Below are 18,957 nucleotides of genomic sequence, written 5' to 3' on the forward strand. Positions count from 1 at the left end.
ATCAAGTGACAGATTTACGGACTGAGCAAATACTGTCGAGTTAAACGATTGTACAATGAAACAAATAATTAATATCATAAAAAATCGTCGAGAACTTTTTATTTCAGCAACTTTTCTATAGAAATTCATTTGTTTCCTCAAAAATAAATTCATATGCATTATAAAGGTTAATTAAACATATTTGGTTAATAAAAAATTAGGTATTACAGAATTTCTTTTCATACCTCTTTGTTGAAACGTGTGTGTTAAGTACTAGTTCTCATCATTTGTATAATTTATAAGTTAAGGACTGTATTATTAATAAAAGATAAAATCCGCAATCATTTCTCTGTGTTTAAATCTGATTTATATCCATCCTTAACAAAGACGTTTTTAAAAAAAAAGCCCACATAAGAATGTGAGCTTTTTTTCTATTGTAAACGACAAAAGATTTAATAACCATTCAAATCGCCAACATGTGTTTATTAAACCGGGAATTACAATTCATTAATTTTCTGTTTATAAACTTCTATTTTCTCTTTACTAAACTCTCCATTTTTTGTTTTAAACCTTTCTGTCCTTCTATAGCGAATAGGAGCTGTCATTTTCATTAGACGTAGAATTTCTTCTAAAGATTCACCTTCAAAAGTGGCACGATAAGGTTGAGATGCAATTTGTGTATCTTTCACTAATATATCAACATTATACATTTGACCTATTTTCTTAAATACATAATCCAGTGGGTCATTCCTAAAAACCAAGATGCCATTTCGCCATGTACACCATTTATAAGTATCAACTTTAGCTAAGTTATAGCTATTAGATTTATTATTGTAACTGAGACGTTGATTGGGTACTAATGCTATGTTTCTATCATTATTTAATTCAACATTTACTTTTCCATGCACAAGTGTCACTGCAATCACAGAATCTGTGGAATATGCTTCAACATTAAAAGCCGTACCAGTTGCTTTCACAGCCAGATTAGCAGTCTTAACCATAAAAGGATTGTTTTTATCAGAATGAACCTCAAAATAGGCCTCTCCCGATAAATACACATCACGGATTCCTGATTTGAAGACAACTGGATACTTTAAACGACTCCCGGAATTGAGCCAAACTTTTGAACCATCAGGCAAATTAACTTGAGAACGTACTCCAAAAGGGGAAAAGATTTCTTGATAAACAACTTCTGCAGTTAAATTCTTTTCTTTGTTAATCAAATATGCCATCAATAGAAACAATGGTAATATAATAATTGCAGCTATTCTCTGCCACCATACTACAGCAGGCATCTGGGTCCATCTCTTGACCTTAATTGTCTTCATTATTTTTTTCTCAGCTTTGGCAACATCTATTGTTTCTGGGTTGAATGAAGGATAAGAAACCTGCCAAATATTTCTCAACTGATTAAAATATGCGATATTATTGACATCTTCATTCAACCAAGATGTCAACATGTTTTCTTCATCAATAGTCAACTCCTCCGAAAAATGCTTGGCTATCAATATATCTATATTATTATTTACTTGCATGCTTATATCTTTTAGTTATATTATGACGTTCCATAATCTATTTACCACATAAATATTATAGTTCTTTAAAAAGTAGCATTGATACAAGTAGAAAAAACTCTTTTAAATACACTCGTAACAACCCAATAGCTTTCCCTATACGTACTTCTATAGTCCGTTCAGAAACATCAAGACGGCTAGCAATCTCTTTGTATCTCAATCCTTCAAAGCGATTCATTTCAAAGGCAAGCCGACATGCCTCTGGCAATTTACTTAATGCTTCATCTAAATGATTTTGTAAATCTGAATAAAGAATGTAGTTCTCAGTATCGACATTATCATCCAGCCCAAATGCTGCGGTATATGATTCATGTTCATATTTCACCTGATTATGCCTTATTTCATCTAGGCAACTATTTTGGACAGCTCTCAATAAATATGATTTTAATGAAGTATTTACCACAAGCACCTCTCTGTCTGACCATAATTTTAAAAAAATCGTCTGAACTATGTCCTCACATCGCACCTTATCATACAAGAAATTCCCTCCAAACAAGACTAAATCCTTATAATATTTTTGGAAAAGCAAGGTAAAAGCCTCTTTGTTTCCTTGTTTAAGTTCAAATAATAAATAATGTTCCTCATTCATTGTACAGTACTATTTCTTCACTTAAGGGTGGGCTCCCTATAGTTATATCAATTAAAGAAGAAAATAAGCAAAATTAAAATCGGCCCAAACTTACACAAAAAAATGCAATTTATGGATATGAGGCTAAAAATTAGGAATACGAATCGGAATTTTTATATGATAAATGTGAGTCATTAATTAAATCAACAACTTAACTTTTTCCGGAAAAAGTTTGCAAGTTCAGTATTCATTAAATATTATTAATGATTATATCAGTTATTACATAAAAAACAAGATGGTTTATTTTCAGTTCGACCATTAAAACAAAATAATGATTATTTTTGTGAACTAATGACAATCTCTTAAAACAAACCAACCACTTAAAAACACATTTACAATGAAACGAAAACTTTTTCTGCTGTTGGCATATACTTTGGGTACTGTATCCCTATGTGCGCAACAAGGTATTACACAATGTGGAACTTTAACCGGCCAAAAGCCTTTTCCTCTGAATGAATACAAGGAATTGCCCGACCCTAAATCACCTGACAAGAAAGCATGGAATATTGTTTCTCGCCCTTGTGTTTCCTGGGGAAGTACCGATAAGCGTTACGCAAAAGGTGAAGTCCCCACCCTTAAAAAGCAAACTCAACTGAAATTATCGGCCTGGAAAGGAGAAAGGGTTAGTGCACAGGCTGTAGTGTGGAGCAATAAAAAAATCAATGATCTGCAATACACATTCACCGAATTCAAAAGCAACAAAGGAATAGCGCTCCCTGCCAGTGCCTTCACCGGAGGGTTCGTTCGTTATGTGATGACCGACGAGCTGAATAAAGATAAAAAAGGAGGTTGCGGCCACAGGCCCGATCACTCTAAATACGACTCCCTGTTAGTCGCCGATCCCATCGACCATCTTCTTTCGAAAATGAACTTGGAAGAGATGAATGCTCAGGCAATCTGGGTGAAGTGTCAGGTTCCGTCAACTACTCCTTCAGGTATTTATAAAGGAGCATTAATTGTGAAAGGTGACAATAAACAGTTAGCACGTTTGGAACTGGAAATCGAGGTGGGCAACCGTACGCTTCCGGCACCTGCTGAATGGGCATACCATCTTGATTTATGGCAAAGTCCTTTTGCTGTTGCACGCTACAACCAGGTTCCACTCTGGAGTAAAGAGCACTTCGATGCAATGCGCCCTCTCATGAAGATGTTGGCTGATGCCGGACAGAAAGTAATCACAGCCTCCATTATGGAGCATCCGTGGAACTGCCAGACTGAAGATTGTTTCGAATCAATGGTTACCTGGTTAAAGAAAGCAGATGGCACCTGGTATTTTGATTATACCGTACTTGACAAATGGGTGGAATTCATGATGAATCTAGGCATCAACAAACAGATTAATTGTTATTCTATGGTGCCCTGGGAACTTTCATTCCAATATTTCGACCAAGCAACCAACTCGGTGAAATACATCAATGCAGCTCCCGGAGAGAAAGAGTATGATGAACTATGGACCGCTTTCCTCTCCTCCTTCTCAAAACACCTCAAAGAAAAAGGATGGTTTGATATATGCACCATCGCCATGGACGAACGTCCAATGGAAGTGATGCAAAAAACACTGAAGGTTATCAGAAAATCCGATCCGAATTGGAAAGTTTCCCTAGCTGGCAACTACCACGCTGAAATTGAACCGGATATTTTTGATTACTGCATCACCATTTCGCAATCGTTCCCCGATAAGGTGTTGGAACGCCGTCGCCAGGAACATAAATACAGCACCAATTACACCTGTTGCACCGAACCAGACCCGAACACATTTACGTTCTCGGCTCCGGCAGAATCGGCCTGGATAAGCTACTTCTCGGCAAAAGAGGGTCTCGATGGCTATTTGAGATGGGCATACAACAGCTGGCCGCTTGAGCCACTGCTCGATTCAAGATTCCGTTCATGGGCAGGTGGAGACACTTATCTGATTTATCCGGGAGCACGCAGTTCCATCCGTTTTGAAAGAATGGTTGAAGGAATTCAGGCGCATGAAAAAATAACCATCCTGCGCAATGAATTCAAACAAAAGGGCGATAAAGCCGGCTTGAAGAAAATTGAAAAGATTCTCTCTTCATTCAATCTAAATGATTTTCCTAATACTCCGGCTGCTGTAACAGTTGAAAAAGCATGTAAAGCGATAAATTCGTTGTAAAGTGTATTAAGCTTTCAGATAAAGCATTCATATAAGGAGGTTGTTTCCCGAAAAACAGAAACAACCTCCTTTATTTTCATCAGCCCTCAGTCTTAATAGCCGGAGCTCCGACAAATCGATTCTTTGCAGGAAGGATTTCGTTCTTCATCAAAACAGATAATGGATCTAATATGGAATCATCTTCCATTTTAGAATCATAAAGAACCACAGACATGCCACCCACACTGCACCTTTTTCCAATGTCGATATACGACATTTTCATGACTCTGTCCTCGAAAAGATGAGTCTGTAGTGTACAGTTGTCGTTACACACCGAATTATCCCGTATTCTGATCAAATCGAACTCTGTAATCTGAGTGGTAAACAAACAGGTTCTGCTTCCTATCTTACAACCAAGCAAACGTAAGGGATATTTAATGAACGGAGTCCCTGTAAGGACATTTAATAAAAAGAATACTAAAAAGTTTTCATAAACCCCGGTTATCAATTCACTTCTCCATACATAATTACTCCATAAAGGCTTTTTTGCCGTTGAATATTCACCTATAATCGTCCATTTTAACAGAACAGTAATTAGTGTACCTATAATTGCAGCACCAATATATAGAAATGGGAAGACCCAAAGCAGTTCATAAAGGTCTTTTTCCACTTGCAGGAATGAAACTGCATTAGTAACTAAAGCAGCACAGAAGATAAAAAGCGTTGCAGGCAAGACTACACGAAAGAACTCTATCGTATAACGTTGGATAAAAAGTTTCCTAGTAGGTTTATAGGTTTGTTCTGCAGGAAAATCACGATTAATATCTCTTTTGGGTAAAAATACTGCCGGAGACCCAAACCAGGATGTACCATCTTTTGCTGGAAGGTTTTCATTATCCATCTTTGAGAGTACACCAACCAACACATCGTTTCCTAAGTGTGTACTTGGACTGATTACTGCACTATTCCCTACGAATGTCCGGTTACCGATGTATGTCTTGGCTATGTTCATATAGCCGTTACGAACATGACAAGCTCCAACTGAAACCGAATCGGCTAAAAAACACTCATCACCGGTTACCAGAAGATCGGGTGAAATAAATTCAACCGTCGAGATCTCTACCCGTTTGCCCATTTTTACCCCTAACCTCTTGAACCAGATTTGTAGGTAAAGTGTGGTGTAAAGTGTACCAATTACCTGTAGACTCAACTTCATCAACTGGTCGAAAAACCATTTCTTATAGTAAAACAGGCTATTTAACGGGTATTTACCTTCTTTAATATTTCCAAGCAGCAGCCATTTAAGAATTGTAATGATAGAAGTAAGCAACACTACAAATGAAAAACCAACACCGATTGTCATCCAAAGGAAATGATATTTTTCAGAAGTAAAGTCCAAGTGGGTGATTAACATCATGCCAGGGAAATAAGCAATCATGGTAATTAACGGTATAACAAAAACTCCGAATAAGGAAAGCAGCGTAAACCTTTTCGACCAGAGTTTTATATGTTCCTGAGGTTCATTCATCCCTATTTTTGAAGCAGGCGAACCACCCCAAATTTCATTATGGGGAATAGTAGAACCTTCGGGAACCAGAGTTAAATCTTCAATTGAGCTATTTCTTTCCATTTTTGTATTATGAGCCAAACAACATCTGGTTCCTATAAAAACATCGTCCTCTATTTCTATGGTTCCTATCTTTAAGTAACCATCTTCAATAATATATCCTCTTAAGTGTGAATCTGTACAAATGCTTACATTGTCTCCGACGCTCAACAAATCGAACGCTGAAACCGCAGAAGTATTAATATAGGTATCTTTCCCAATTTTTGCACCTACCAATCGATAAAACAGATTAATCATTGAGGTTCCGGTAAAATAAACTGTTGGACAAATGCTGATCACTTTATCCACAATCCAGAACCTGAAATAGTAACTACCCCAAAGCTTGTATTTTCCCGCCTTAATTTTTCCCAGAACAATCCATTTGAAAATAATGGCAAATATTGAAAGCACAGGCAATATTGAAAAATACATCAGAAGACTCATAAAAAGGGAATAGAACACTCCGTTTTCTGCCTGATAATAATATGAATAAACCAGGAACGGCCCCAGCCACTCCATTCCAAAAAGCAAAATCAGAAACAGCAAAGAGATTCCCTGAAAAAAAGTACAGGTGTAATAGCTTAATTTCGAAGGGGTGTAAATATCACGTTCTTCTGAGTCTCTTGCACCCTCTTTGGGTTTCTTTTTTTCAAGTTCCCTTGCCAGATCCGAGAGAACTGGAAATTTGTATACGTCGGCTACCGACATATTCTCAAACATTTTCAATTCTCGCATCTCCGAAACAACGATAGCCGCTAATAAGGAATGCCCTCCCAAATCGTCAAAGAAATTATCGTCCATTGAGACGTCATTTCTATTGATATTTCGAGATATAATTTTAACCATCTCATGTTCAATCATTGTGGAAGGAGGAAGAATCTTCCTTTGCGCAGAATATACCAACGGTAATTGAGGTGGCGGCAAACGGTTACGATCAATCTTCTGACTTGACGTCATTGGTAATGCCGCAATAACATCCAGCGTTGATGGAACCATGTAATATGGGAGCATTTGCCGTAATAACTTTGCTACCTCTTCACGATCTATCTCTTGTTCTTCGTTTTTCACAACATAGGCAGCCAATTGTTGTGTACTACTATCCAACTTTACTGCTGCTGCTTGTATCCCTTTACATTTTATCAGCAGACTTTCTATTTCTGCCAATTCAACCCTGAATCCGCGAACTTTCACTTGTGCATCAGCTCTTCCCAAAAAAATCAGCTCGCCATTAGGGGCATATCTGGCTAGATCGCCCGTGCGATAATATCGTTTACGAACTCCATTAAACTTATCTGTTTCAATAAATTTTTGAGCAGTCAGCTCCTTCCTATTTAAATATCCACGTGCAACGCTTTCGCCGCCAATAAGGATTTCGCCCTCTTCTCCGTAGGATACAGTTTCAAGTTGCTCATTAACCAGTAACACATCATACCCCTTCAAAGGTTTACCTATCGTTACATCTTCATTAGAACTCAATAACGAATAGGTTGCAATTACTGCGGTTTCTGTAGGTCCATAAGTGTTAAATACCAAACGCCCTGGTTTGCACCATCTGACAGCAATATCTCTTGGGCAAACCTCTCCACCAAAAATTAATATCTTTAAGTCTGGCATGTCCTCTTTTACCATTGAAAGTAATGTAGGAGCACACGAAAGGAATGTAATTTTTAACTGATTTAGTATGGCAGCCAATTGATCGCCAGATCGCATTATTTCAAAAGTTCCAATTACCAGGGTGGCTCCGACTGAAAAGGTTACCCAGATTTCTTCGACAGATGCATCAAATGAAACCGAAAATCCCTGTAAAGCTCTGTCCGAATGTGCCAAAGGATAAATTTGCTGTGCACCGCAAATGTAATTAACAACATTTCGATGCTCGAGTAATACCCCTTTGGGATTACCTGTTGTTCCCGATGTATAAATAATATAGCACAAGTCACTAGGTGTGCGATTTATCACAGTTGGCTTATTATCAGGATAGTCATTCAATTCGGGCAAATGAGAATCAATATTAAATATGGGATGATGGTCCAACTGCACTCCTAACCTTTCAAGAATCTCATTAGATGTAATAAGCATTTTTGCTTCAGCATCATGCATGATGAAGTTAAGCCTTTCTGCAGGAATTTCAGGATCAAGAGGAATATAAGCAGCTCCGGATTTCAGGACTGCAAGCATGGCAATGGGTACATGAGACGACCGAGGCAACAGAATCGCCACTTTATCTTCAACGCCAATGCCCCTTGCTTGCAGAAAATGAGCAAGTCTATTGGCTGTCCTATCAGCTTCTGCATAAGTTAACCGAGTATTACCTTGCTCAATAGCAATAGCGTCAGGATATGAAAGGACTGACTCTTCAAAAAACGTCTCTAAAAACATAACCTTATTATATTATATCAATTAACAGGCTATGAAAGAAATTATGCCTTTCCTCTATTTTTATGGATTTATAGAATGTCAAAAGAAACAAAGCATCATACTTCCATAGTTATTTGACTTAAGACGATTCATTTTGTATTATAAACATAGTAAATTTTAAATCTGGGACATAACATTTTTAGTTAATTTTTGAATGAAGTCGTAAGACTCGTGTAAAAGACCATATAATAAACCCCATTGTGCGTCATATACTACAAAATATTGTTAAATCCAGCACTTTTTTATATGTTATATAGCATAAATACAAAAATAGTCGCTATCTTTGCAGCGTAATAAAAAAGTAAAAGTTAAACCGCTTACCAAAAGGTGGTAGGCAAAAAAAGAGGTAAATTATGAAAGAAAAGATGAATGAGATCACAGTGCTTCAGTATCAAATCAAAAGATACCAAGCTTTAGGTAAAGGTACAATGTGCCAGACTTTAAATGCAAAGCTGCAAAAACTGATTAAAGAAAAGGCTGCAGCATAGCATCTTAAAAAGATAATAGTTTCCAAACAATAGATAGGGCTTTCTTCGCAATAAGGCGTCGATTGCCTTTTTTTTATTTCAGACCAGCTTAAAAATCATTATTTTTCAGGTTTATATTCACCTTACAAGGCAAATGCATTTTTAATTTACAGGAGTCAGACAAAATGAAAAATAAACAGACAATAGAAGGCCTTTATTTTCTAGATTTTTGAAAAGTATCCTTTTTTGTCCCAAATCTTAATATTCATTATTAAACATTGTTAAATCAGTCTTCATTTAGTATATTTTTATGTTATAAAACATATTATTCCAAATAAATCAGTACCTTTGCATTGAATTAAGAAAGTAACAAGAACCGCTTATCAAAACGTGGTAAGCAAAAAAAGATGTAAAATTATGAAAGAAAAGATGAATGAAATTTCATTGCTTCGGTATCAGATTAAAAGATACCAGGCTGCAGGTAAAGGTGCAATGTGCCAAAGTTTAAACGCCAAGCTTCAAAAGCTGATCAAAAACAAACAGTAGCGTTTGAACAAACAAAATTAAGAGAGTAGTTTTTCATGATAGAGGAGGCTTTCTTCGCAATTGGGCGTTGATGGCCTTTTTTTTGTACCTAGATCAACTGTCTGCGGAATCTAGATTCAAACCTAAATGCATTGGAAAGGCAAATTGAGAGTATTTATATAATTAATAAATACATCTGAATGCTTCACTGTACAATTAGTCAGCAGATCAATGAAGAATAAATAAAATAAGCTAAAAAGTCCTCTTAATTTCTTTAATAACTATGATACAGAACTTCACTCCAGGCAATAATACCTAATTAATGCTTTTGGAGGTCTTTATTCCGTCATTAATAGATTCACCTTCTTTTAGAGTCTTTTTCATCAACCAATGGCATACATTCTGATCATTTGTAGTTACAACATAAGCCTGTTGAAACTCCCACCCTAACTTTGCCATAAAATTTAAGGCATCGATCATCGAATTAAATTTGATTGGTTTTCCTTTTTCATCCACTAATCTTTTCTCTTTGTAATCTGTCCAGAAACTTGATTTCTGACCAAAGTCAATATCAACAGTAATCTTATTACTAAACAATATTTCTGTTCCAACAATATCGCAATAAACAGTTTCACTTGAATTTTGAGCATTTAAACCTAATACAGAAACTAACATTAAGATTAATAATAAAATATTCTTTTTCATAATTTAAGTGCATTAATTAATCATTATATTCATTTAATCTGAAGCTTACAACATTTCTTAGATACTCGATTGTTTGTCACAAAATTATTCTGCATTTACAGGTCTGGACTTATATCAACACAACAACAAAAAAAATGAATGCAGTCTTAAAAAGAAGCTGATTCATAGTACAACAGAATGCATTTCTTATCAGGTATAAAAATAGTATATTTTGTAATCTTATACACAAAAGTTGCTATTTTTTTATAAACACTTTCTTAAAAGTTTAAAAGACAAGAAAACGATACAGAAAAACTCCAGAAAAAACAACATCTTGCTATAAAAAAAGGATTCCGGGAAAGAATGAATTCCCGGAATCCTTAGTTGAAGAAAAGAGAGTTATCCCTATTCTTACACTTCACCAAACTAAACCAACTAAAAACACAACAAAACAACAGCGTAACCAATACGCCCAACTAACTATTCATTAATTAAACTAGTCTTTCATTTTTGATTTAATTACCGGATAGAGGCAATCAGCAAAACGCTGAAAACCTAAATCAGTAAAATGGATACCATCAACTGTAGCTTCTCCGTCGGTCCCGATAAGTTTATCAGATGACAGAAAATAGATATTTTTTTCTCCCTTTTTTATTAAGCTTTTAAAAAACACCCGTAAAGCATCGTTTTTATCCTTAAGGACGTTCTGCATGCTCAAATCATAGTCACTGAAAGGGAAAATAGGGTTCTCTATGAATAATATCGGAACATTTGGAGACTTGCTTCGCAAAATCTGATAGAATTTATCTGCTTTCTCGTGTATTTGCTTCAAATTCACATTCGGCATAAAATCCAAAACAATTAAAGAAGCATCGCGGCCGGTTATTATTTCTGCAATTTCATAATCCAACTGTCCGTTACCGCTAAAACCAAGATTGATAAATTCTCTGTTCAAACGGCGGGATAAAATATTGGTATGTGCCATTCCTGGACGACTGGCGCATCCTCCTTGAGAAATACTTGTACCGTAATAAATGACCGGATTCTTGCGGACAGGAGACTCGACACGCGGCTGTTCTATTGAAGCCAGAGAGTCGATTCCAATCTCAAGGTGAGTAACACCATCATATAAAGGCAGATAAAGCATATATTCACGTTCCTCGCCATTCATATTTGAAATAATGGTGGCTGCATTTTCCTTTCCAACAGGTCTTCCTACATTAACAAAACGCCAGCCTCCTTTCTCCAGGCAATAAAGATCCAAACCACGGATTCCAACGCCAGCCATATGATTCATATGATAATCTTGCAATAGTGTCCATCTGGCGGAAATATTCTTTGAATTTGAACGAAAACGAATAGCTAACCCGGCAGTGTTTTTACCTAGTCCCCAAACCGGAGGTCGGCAAATATCTTTTATGGAAGCAGGCAGACGTTCGTAACGGGTTTCTGTCTGATCGGATATTTTGCCATACAAAGGAAAGACTGCCGCATCGTAATATTTAACTTGCGCCTTAGTTGTCATAAAAACACAGCATAGTGCAAACAAGCTTACTAACTTTTTTATTTTTATCATTGTTATTTAAAAATTATTTCAACAGTGGTTCTACGTCATTATGTTTTACAATCATTATTCCCAGATTCTTATTAGGTTTTATCCTCTAAAAAGAGATCTGTGCTATGTTCTCCAGAACCATTTAATCCGGGTAAAAAACATAGTCACCAAAACAGCTAAAGAAGTAATAATCACTCCTCTCAAAAAGCCCAACCAAGGGTCGGTTGATAAATACGAAAGAAGTGGTGTTATACCTAAAAGCCCCAAAAGAGGCATAATCAAAAGATTACTGGAAACATAGGCAATCATTGGATTCTGACCCGACATTACCAAAAATCTGGTGCTCCTGATATGTCCATAATAATCACAAATAATATTGAATATTAAAAGAGCCATAAACGCCAATCCCGAAGTTACAAAATAATAGCTGAAAGTTGAGGGATCTTTTTTTATTCCACCTTCATAAGATTCAAAACAGAGTCCAATTATCAGCAGATAAGTTCCGGCATAAAACAGATTTTTCCATAACTTCTGATACCCCTCCTCTGTTTTTCTTAACAGAACACAACCTGTAACTAACAGAATAAAAGTTGCAACAGCGTTAATCTCCACCAACCGGGACTGAAGTAGACAAAGATTTAGAACTATTAGAACTGTTGCAAGTAATAGCAATAAAACAGATAACCGTCGTTCATTCTTTGACTCCTTATTAGTATTAACACTCCTTCCGGTGATCCATTCCATGAGGTACTCTCCGGCAATAGTGCCAGGAACTACAATGAAAAGATATTTCAAGAAAAGAAATTTATACATCCATGGAAAGGGTGTGAAGTTGTACATGGCTTTAGCCCAAGATCCTTCAATTCCTGCAGATAACATGATAGCCATCAGACAAACAAGAACAACTATCCGGGGCCACCTGTTCTTTCGGGTAAAAAGATAAAGACTGGTTCCCCAAAAAGCCATATTTGCCAATACGAGGATAATTATATTGCTATAATCTAGACTCCACACTCTCCCATCAGCATATTTCACATTTGTCAAAAGGATAAAAGCCATTACATAAGCAAAAAGCTTAATGCCAAAATGAGCCCACGCAGGCATTTTTAATGGTATCCTCATAAACATGGGAAATAGCAATGCAAAAGCCACAAGAGCCAAAACCCAGGAGCGAACATCCTGAGGGGAGCTTAATACATACGGATAAAAATGCTGAATAAAAATAGCAAATACCGTAAGTTGTAACCCTCTTGAAAGTGCATCCCATAAAAGGCGCAAATGACTCTCACCTTTTTCAATCCTCTTACCAACTGAAAAAGGGAAGGCTGCTCCCATTGCAAAAAGGAAAAACGGAAAGACTAAATCCACCCATGTAAGTCCAGGTAAATTGGGGTTATATATATGATCCGGAGGAGGAATCTGAGCATGATACATCCAAGCTGGAAGAATTCCCCAGGCAATACTTGATGATAATACCATTGTAATGATAGCATATCCGCGTAAGGCATCTAAGGCATAAGCTCTCTGATTCATTTTTCTTGTTTTTATCTTTTATTTTAATGCTCCACCGGCTTTCATTCCTGCCTCAACCTCTTTCCAAAGATTCTTGGTAATAATATGCACAATATCAAATACCATCAGACCATCAGAAGCTTTCAGATTCATTTCAATTGTTTGAGTAAGTTTTGCAGGGTTATTATAAAACTGGTCAACCAGAATACCACCCATAAACTTATTATTCTTCATGATTCCCCTCAGTTTCTCACAAGAACCTTCAACACAGTACCATGTTCCCGACTGAGCCTGACTGTCTGTCTCATTCCAGATACTACGTTTGTTTTTAAGATATTCTTCCTTAGTTATGTCTGTGTAATAATTTCCGGTTGTATATAAATCAATCAACTCTGCATAAGCATAATTTTTGTAGGAAGGAGTAGCCCAGTCAAAATCTTTGCTAGGATCATACTTGTTGCTGGCAAAGTTTACCCCCACCTCATAGTAAGAAGGATACCACGCTCCTGTATAAGTGCCAAATGAGATTTTTTTATTCACGGCTTTAACCTCTTTGCGAGCCAAGGCCATAAAGTCATGGATATTCTTCGTTCTCCATTCAATCCATTTCAGAAAATGTTTTCCTCTTTCAGGATAATATTTACCTTCTGCATTTTTTTTCCATTCATAAATATCAGCAGGGAAATTGGCTATTTTCTGGCCAATATATGCTTCAAACTTTTCACGAGATAAATCCGAGAAATCAGCTTCAATGCCATCATATCTAACTCTGTCAAGCATCAGACCATCAAGAGCAGGATACTTTTTAACCACTTCTTTCAGAACATTAAGAATATGCTTCTGAAAACCAGGGTTAATTGGGTTTACCATGGCCGAGTATTTCTTTTTCTGTTGAGTAATAGAGACGATTCCTTTATCAGCGGTATAAACCATGGATGCCCATTCCGGATGATTGGTATAAACCAATCCACGATCAAAATAGTTGTGACCTGCAACAAAAACATTCAATGAAGCGTGTACCTGAAGTCCAAGTTTGTGTGCTGACTTGATAAAATATCCCAGAAAATCAAAATTTTTCCTTTTATATCCTCCCCACTCTTCCATTCGAGGAGCATAAGCACTTTCATAAAGTACTTCGCCGGTGATAGGACGGATATCAACAATTGCATGAGTAAAGCCTAGTGATTTAATTTTTTTCAGATAGAAATCTATCGAATCAGGGTTACTAAAACGAGCAAAGTTTGCTGTAGCATCAAACCACATCAATGCCGGTTTACTCTTTACCGGTGCTTTTTTACCGGTTGCTCCGTAGCCAACCATGGCTACCGTAAAGAAAGTCATTACAATTAAAAGAAGTTTTTTCATGGTGTTTTATTTTTAGAATTAAAATTTATTTAACCTCAGCCCTGAATGGAGAAGCTGGAATGCCTACATTATTGCAAAGATTGCCTTCCATATAATTACGGAAACAATAACGAACTTCTGTTGGAACAGACACTGACTCACTCCAAACCTTTATCCTGGATGACCCATTAATTATCTCAGCATGTGCCGGCACAAATTTTCCATCTGATCCGGCTATTTCAAATCCTTTGAGTTCCTCATTTTCGGGTGTCATACCATCTTCTCCATAATCAAATTGAAGTTCTACAACATTATCTTTCAACTTACAACTTTTATAGATCGGACCGCAATAACTAATTCCTTCGATACCGTAGGTGCGAGCCAAAGCCCAATATGCAAGTCGTTCTCCGACCTTGATTTTGTAAGGAGGATGAATAAACTTTTCACTACCGGCATCTGTTGTAGTTACCATTCCCACATTAGGAATCTCTTTCATTAACTCCAGCTGACATTGACGAAACCATGCTCTGTTCAATAGATCTTTCCCCTCAGCTTGCCAAGGCGTAATCTGAACATAATAGAAAGGCATATCCGGTGAACGGAAAAATGTTCTCCATTGAGAAACCAGAGCTGGGAAAAGTTTCTTATACAATGCAGGATTTGCACTATTTGATTCTCCCTGGTACCAGGCAACTCCTTTCACAGGAAAGCCTTCCAATGGTTTCACCATCGCATTATAAAGCAATGTTGGAGTTCCGTTTGGATAAGCAAATTCTTTATTGTTTAAAACAGAAAGATCTACTTCCGGATAATGTGATAAAGTTTCTTTGTCCATCCACGTCTCAATCTTGGAAGCACTCCAAGAACAGTGAATCAATCCAACAGGAATACCCAATGTTTTCTGTAAAAGATCACCAAAGAAATATGCTACTGCGCTAAAATTGGCAACCTCTTTTGAAGAACACTCTGACCAATAACCCTCTACATCTTCTTTTGGGGTGGTACTCCAATCTCTTTTTACAGTGAACAGACGAAGTTGCCGCTGTGGATTGGCTGTAACAATATAAGGTTGACATCCAAATACCGGTTGTCCGCGAAAACCTTTTACCGGCATCTCCATATTCGACTGACCGGAACAAAACCAAACTTCACCAACCAAGATATTTTTTAGAACCAAGAGTTCTCCGTCTGATATCTTTATTTCATAAGGACCTCCCGCTGATGGAGTTTTGACAACAGTCTCCCACTCCCCTTTTTCATTACTTTTAGTTTTAATCCTTATTTTATTCCAAGATGCAGTCAGAGAGACTTCTTTTCCAGGAGTCGCTTTCCCTCTAAAATGTACCTCAGAACGTTGTTGCAAAACCATATTGTCTTTCCAAATTGATGGAAGCGATATCTTTGCTTGCATTGACATTGCCAAAAACAGGCAAGGCAAAATCAACCATTTGTTATTTCTCATCGTCATTATGTATTTATAAAGATTTTACTTTAATTATTTCAGAATAGATATGTCCAAAACGGTCTGTTACCCTTATCTCTATATCCGAATCTTCCTTTGAAGGGGTTGCACGGAAAAGATGATTGGTAGGAATAGCAGAGATCCAGTCATATTTTAATTTCATTTTAGATTTACAAAGGGCCACAACTTCAGGATCTTTATCCGTAGACTGCAACATCTGCCCCATATTTTGCCCATTCTCTACCCATTCTACCTTCCAGTTTTTGTCCCAGTTCCAGACATTCACTAAAATATCTTTGGGATACTCTTTTGAAGATCCGGGAGCATAAACACGCATCTGATGTTCTTTGGGAAAACCGGAGCTTTTGAAATACCATTGTACACTATCGCCATTCACCTCATAAACACCATACCCCTGCGGAGTTCCATCCAGACACAAATTACCGCTCCACCATGCACCACATACTGCACCTGTGATGTGTTCCATCAAACCAGAAGAATAAACCAGATTCTGGTTGTAATGCATGTGTCCGGAAATAATATGTGCCTTATAAGGTTTCAGCAATTCATGCAAAGCGGAAGCATTTGTCATTTGACCGGCAATACCATTATATGTATACTGGAATGAAACTTTGTTTTCCTGCAATTGAGACGGAATATGCATTATCACAAAAACAGGTGTTCCTTCGCTTACATAAGATAGATCTTGTTCTAACCATGAAAGTGCCCTTTCATCCAGATAACCCATATAGAAATATTCACGTCCAATGAAGAAATTGTCGTTAAGAATTACATAGTGCGCCTTTCCTTTATTGAATGAATACCAGGCTGGTCCAAAATGTTTTTCAAATGTCTTGTAAGATGTCTCATGACTCCGTCCGTTATAATTCATATCATGATTGCCTATTGCTCTGTAAACAGGAAAATCGAGTATACTGACAGCTTTTATATATGAAGGATACAATGCAGGAGCATCTCCTAAAATATCGCCACAGTCAACACTAAATACATCATAACTCGAGTTGTACTCTTTAGCCAGATCATTGCAATCATTCAATATTTTTTTATAAGATTCTATACTCTCTTGGTCTATTAGCTGAACATCCGCTTGCGCAAAGAAGACGTGTCTGACATCATCTTTGGAATTTTTCTTTAACTCAAAATCATATGAAGTTCTATCAGACTCTATCCGTTGATAAAACAGTGGTACAGTATTCTCTACATCAGTAAGATATCCTGACGGAGTAGAGATATAAACGTAAGAAGCATCCATAGAAGAGAGTTTGTATTCTCCTTTTGCATTTGTTCGGGTACAATGGGTGCCATCTGTAATCGTTACCTGAGATATACCTTTACCATTACAGGTAACTCTGCCTTTGATTTCTTTCCCCTGGGCGACTAAGGCAATGCCGACAAATATCCAAAAGGAAAAAAAGAATATTTTTTTTGTAATTTTATCCATTTTATATTTAAAAAAAATAATCAGTTAAATAACGATTTATAAACAAGAATACGTTCAACGTACAGTTTATTCCCTGTTGAAGCACGATTTTTATTTTCCGATGCTATCACTCTCAATGTATGTTTTCCTGGTTTAAGTCCTATTTTATGAAATAAGTAAGCTCTGTTAACATCATACTTACCTGCTTCTTCCCTGAAATAGGTATCAATCTCTTTTATAAATTTACCGTCAATATAAACCTTCGCCTTTCCACCATCCACATTCCAACTTCCTAAGAGTGAAACTCCTTCACCTGTAAAATCAATTTCCACAGCATCTCCCGGTTTGGATGCCACACGATACGGGTCGTTGTCTCCATCTCCATAAACAAAATTTTTCCAATTGCCTTCAAATCTCCACTTATCTTTTTCGTTCATTTGCACCTGATAAGCCATCTTCATATTGCTATATCCTTGTTCCAATCTCGGAGCCACTGGCTTTTGAGCCTTTATTATATAATTCTCATTATCAACCTTTCCGCCATTATTGAGAACATTCTCTTTTACAAATGAAATAGTTTGACTAACCACTTTATTGTACGAATAATCAGTATGCAGGAAATTTTTATCAGCTATCTCCGGAATATACGATTTCAGTTCTTGAGAAATAGAATTATAGCCAGACATTACCCCAATAACCGCTGCAGCGTTAGCCGAATTACAATCAGTATCCTGTCCGCATCGAATGGTAATCTCCATTGTTTTCTTTAAATCTCCACTACCGTATAATAAACCTATTACAACGTATGCCCCATTAAGTTTAGCATCGATATTGAATTTATGATAAGGAGCACAAACATCATCTTCCCCCCATTTGTCCTGAATCTTTTTCCATGCATATTGCCAGTTCTGCGAGTCTTCTTTATAGGCAGTGAGTACATCCATTATGCACTTTGCATATGTACTCTTCTGAGGAATCGATAACAAGGCATTATTTATAATCCAATAAATATCTTTACTCTGATAGGCTAAGGCATGCAATGACGAAACGAACATTCCTCCGTACATTCCATCTCCATATGACATGATTGATCCCACTTTCTTGCACAACCGGTTTGCTGAGATTGGCATTGCAGGATTAATAAAACCGATGAAATCGGATTCAATTTGAAAATCAATATCGTCAGAGTGGAAAGAGTTTTCCGGAAGAGCAAGATCTGCTGCCTTAATTCCATCGAAATAGTTTTTCCTGCCTTGCAAATTTGCATGACATAAAGGAAACTTTGCATTTGCAAAACTGGCAGCCAATGAATCAACCGGAGCATCTAGTCCTAACCGTTCCATGGTCATCATAAAATTAAGCTGTCCATAAATATCATCCTCTAATAATGATTTCTCAACAAGCTGAGGAGTCCAAGGAATTGAATCTGTGTACATAGTTCCGATTGCTTTAAATTCCATCTCTCTTCCATACATTACACCTATCATCTTACCTGCCCAAGCTCCTTTTACTTTATCTTCCATTTCAGAAACTGGCATTTTAACAAAATGAGAACTTTTGCACGAAACGAATAGTGCAGAAAGAATTAAAACGAAATAAAGAAAATCAAAACGACTAATTTTTCTCATTGATACCCATTTTATTCA

13 protein-coding genes are annotated in these 18,957 nt (G+C 36.8%); 3 read left to right on the forward strand and 10 right to left on the reverse strand.

Annotation, left to right across the window (positions count from 1 at the left end; all coding sequences use genetic code 11):
• Window positions 1-476: 476 nt before the first annotated feature.
• Both ABWU87_RS07945 and ABWU87_RS07950 read right to left on the reverse strand, forming a co-directional pair.
• Window positions 477-1,514, reverse strand: a complete 1,038-nt coding sequence (locus tag ABWU87_RS07945) for a FecR family protein (protein ID WP_353329668.1) — start codon at window positions 1,512-1,514, stop codon at window positions 477-479.
• Between the two features lie 55 nt (window positions 1,515-1,569).
• Window positions 1,570-2,142 carry an RNA polymerase sigma-70 factor gene (locus ABWU87_RS07950; protein ID WP_353329670.1) on the reverse strand — a complete coding sequence of 191 codons (573 nt, stop codon included), beginning with the start codon at window positions 2,140-2,142 and terminating at the stop codon, window positions 1,570-1,572.
• Between the two features lie 376 nt (window positions 2,143-2,518).
• Here ABWU87_RS07950 and ABWU87_RS07955 point away from each other — a divergent pair, with 376 nt between their 5' ends.
• Complete coding sequence (locus ABWU87_RS07955) at window positions 2,519-4,318, forward strand: DUF4091 domain-containing protein (protein ID WP_353329672.1); 1,800 nt, start codon at window positions 2,519-2,521, stop codon at window positions 4,316-4,318.
• Between the two features lie 79 nt (window positions 4,319-4,397).
• On the opposite strand, the gene ABWU87_RS07960 is transcribed toward ABWU87_RS07955, so the two are convergent.
• The gene (locus ABWU87_RS07960) at window positions 4,398-8,282 is read right to left on the reverse strand and encodes a Pls/PosA family non-ribosomal peptide synthetase (RefSeq protein ID WP_353329674.1); all 3,885 of its coding nucleotides are present in this window, start codon (window positions 8,280-8,282) and stop codon (window positions 4,398-4,400) included.
• Window positions 8,283-8,674: 392 nt separating this feature from the next.
• On the opposite strand from ABWU87_RS07960, the gene ABWU87_RS07965 reads away from it, so the two are divergent.
• Window positions 8,675-8,809, forward strand: a complete 135-nt coding sequence (locus tag ABWU87_RS07965; protein WP_353329676.1) for a hypothetical protein — start codon at window positions 8,675-8,677, stop codon at window positions 8,807-8,809.
• A gap of 396 nt (window positions 8,810-9,205) precedes the next feature.
• The gene (locus ABWU87_RS07970; protein ID WP_353329678.1) at window positions 9,206-9,334 is read left to right on the forward strand and encodes a hypothetical protein; all 129 of its coding nucleotides are present in this window, start codon (window positions 9,206-9,208) and stop codon (window positions 9,332-9,334) included.
• Window positions 9,335-9,628: 294 nt separating this feature from the next.
• On the opposite strand, the gene ABWU87_RS07975 is transcribed toward ABWU87_RS07970, so the two are convergent.
• The 7 genes from ABWU87_RS07975 to ABWU87_RS08005 all read right to left on the reverse strand — a co-directional run bounded on the left by ABWU87_RS07975 (window position 9,629) and on the right by ABWU87_RS08005 (window position 18,939).
• Window positions 9,629-10,018 (reverse strand): hypothetical protein, encoded by a 390-nt coding sequence (locus ABWU87_RS07975; protein ID WP_353329680.1) that lies wholly within the window; start codon window positions 10,016-10,018, stop codon window positions 9,629-9,631.
• Between the two features lie 475 nt (window positions 10,019-10,493).
• Window positions 10,494-11,573: an SGNH/GDSL hydrolase family protein gene (locus ABWU87_RS07980; RefSeq protein ID WP_353329682.1), complete on the reverse strand. Its 1,080-nt coding sequence runs from the start codon at window positions 11,571-11,573 to the stop codon at window positions 10,494-10,496.
• 102 nt (window positions 11,574-11,675) lie between these two features.
• On the reverse strand, window positions 11,676-13,085 hold the full coding sequence (locus ABWU87_RS07985) for a DUF5009 domain-containing protein (RefSeq protein WP_353329684.1): 1,410 nt from the start codon (window positions 13,083-13,085) through the stop codon (window positions 11,676-11,678).
• Window positions 13,086-13,103: 18 nt separating this feature from the next.
• Window positions 13,104-14,384 (reverse strand): alpha amylase family protein, encoded by a 1,281-nt coding sequence (locus ABWU87_RS07990; protein WP_353334435.1) that lies wholly within the window; start codon window positions 14,382-14,384, stop codon window positions 13,104-13,106.
• A 70-nt stretch (window positions 14,385-14,454) separates the two neighbouring features.
• The gene (locus ABWU87_RS07995; protein WP_434533874.1) at window positions 14,455-15,870 is read right to left on the reverse strand and encodes a sialate O-acetylesterase; all 1,416 of its coding nucleotides are present in this window, start codon (window positions 15,868-15,870) and stop codon (window positions 14,455-14,457) included.
• A 13-nt stretch (window positions 15,871-15,883) separates the two neighbouring features.
• Window positions 15,884-17,332, reverse strand: coding sequence for a calcineurin-like phosphoesterase family protein (locus ABWU87_RS08000; RefSeq protein WP_353329685.1), 1,449 nt, complete (start codon window positions 17,330-17,332; stop codon window positions 15,884-15,886).
• 20 nt (window positions 17,333-17,352) lie between these two features.
• Entirely contained in the window at window positions 17,353-18,939 is a 1,587-nt protein-coding gene (locus tag ABWU87_RS08005; RefSeq protein ID WP_353329687.1) for an ADP-ribosylglycohydrolase family protein, read from the reverse strand.
• Window positions 18,940-18,957: the final 18 nt, after the last annotated feature.

It is taken from the genome of Bacteroides sedimenti (assembly GCF_040365225.1).
GTDB lineage: Bacteria > Bacteroidota > Bacteroidia > Bacteroidales > Bacteroidaceae > Bacteroides > Bacteroides sedimenti.

Coding starts and splice junctions, on each gene's coding strand:
- ABWU87_RS07945 (WP_353329668.1), bottom strand. CDS start 1,514: ATGCAAGTAAATAATAATATAGATATATTGATAGCCAAGCATTTTTCG.
- ABWU87_RS07950 (WP_353329670.1), bottom strand. CDS start 2,142: ATGAATGAGGAACATTATTTATTATTTGAACTTAAACAAGGAAACAAA.
- ABWU87_RS07955 (WP_353329672.1), top strand. CDS start 2,519: ATGAAACGAAAACTTTTTCTGCTGTTGGCATATACTTTGGGTACTGTA.
- ABWU87_RS07960 (WP_353329674.1), bottom strand. CDS start 8,282: ATGTTTTTAGAGACGTTTTTTGAAGAGTCAGTCCTTTCATATCCTGAC.
- ABWU87_RS07965 (WP_353329676.1), top strand. CDS start 8,675: ATGAAAGAAAAGATGAATGAGATCACAGTGCTTCAGTATCAAATCAAA.
- ABWU87_RS07970 (WP_353329678.1), top strand. CDS start 9,206: ATGAAAGAAAAGATGAATGAAATTTCATTGCTTCGGTATCAGATTAAA.
- ABWU87_RS07975 (WP_353329680.1), bottom strand. CDS start 10,018: ATGAAAAAGAATATTTTATTATTAATCTTAATGTTAGTTTCTGTATTA.
- ABWU87_RS07980 (WP_353329682.1), bottom strand. CDS start 11,573: ATGATAAAAATAAAAAAGTTAGTAAGCTTGTTTGCACTATGCTGTGTT.
- ABWU87_RS07985 (WP_353329684.1), bottom strand. CDS start 13,085: ATGAATCAGAGAGCTTATGCCTTAGATGCCTTACGCGGATATGCTATC.
- ABWU87_RS07990 (WP_353334435.1), bottom strand. CDS start 14,384: ATGGTTGGCTACGGAGCAACCGGTAAAAAAGCACCGGTAAAGAGTAAA.
- ABWU87_RS07995 (WP_434533874.1), bottom strand. CDS start 15,870: ATGAGAAATAACAAATGGTTGATTTTGCCTTGCCTGTTTTTGGCAATG.
- ABWU87_RS08000 (WP_353329685.1), bottom strand. CDS start 17,332: ATGGATAAAATTACAAAAAAAATATTCTTTTTTTCCTTTTGGATATTT.
- ABWU87_RS08005 (WP_353329687.1), bottom strand. CDS start 18,939: ATGAGAAAAATTAGTCGTTTTGATTTTCTTTATTTCGTTTTAATTCTT.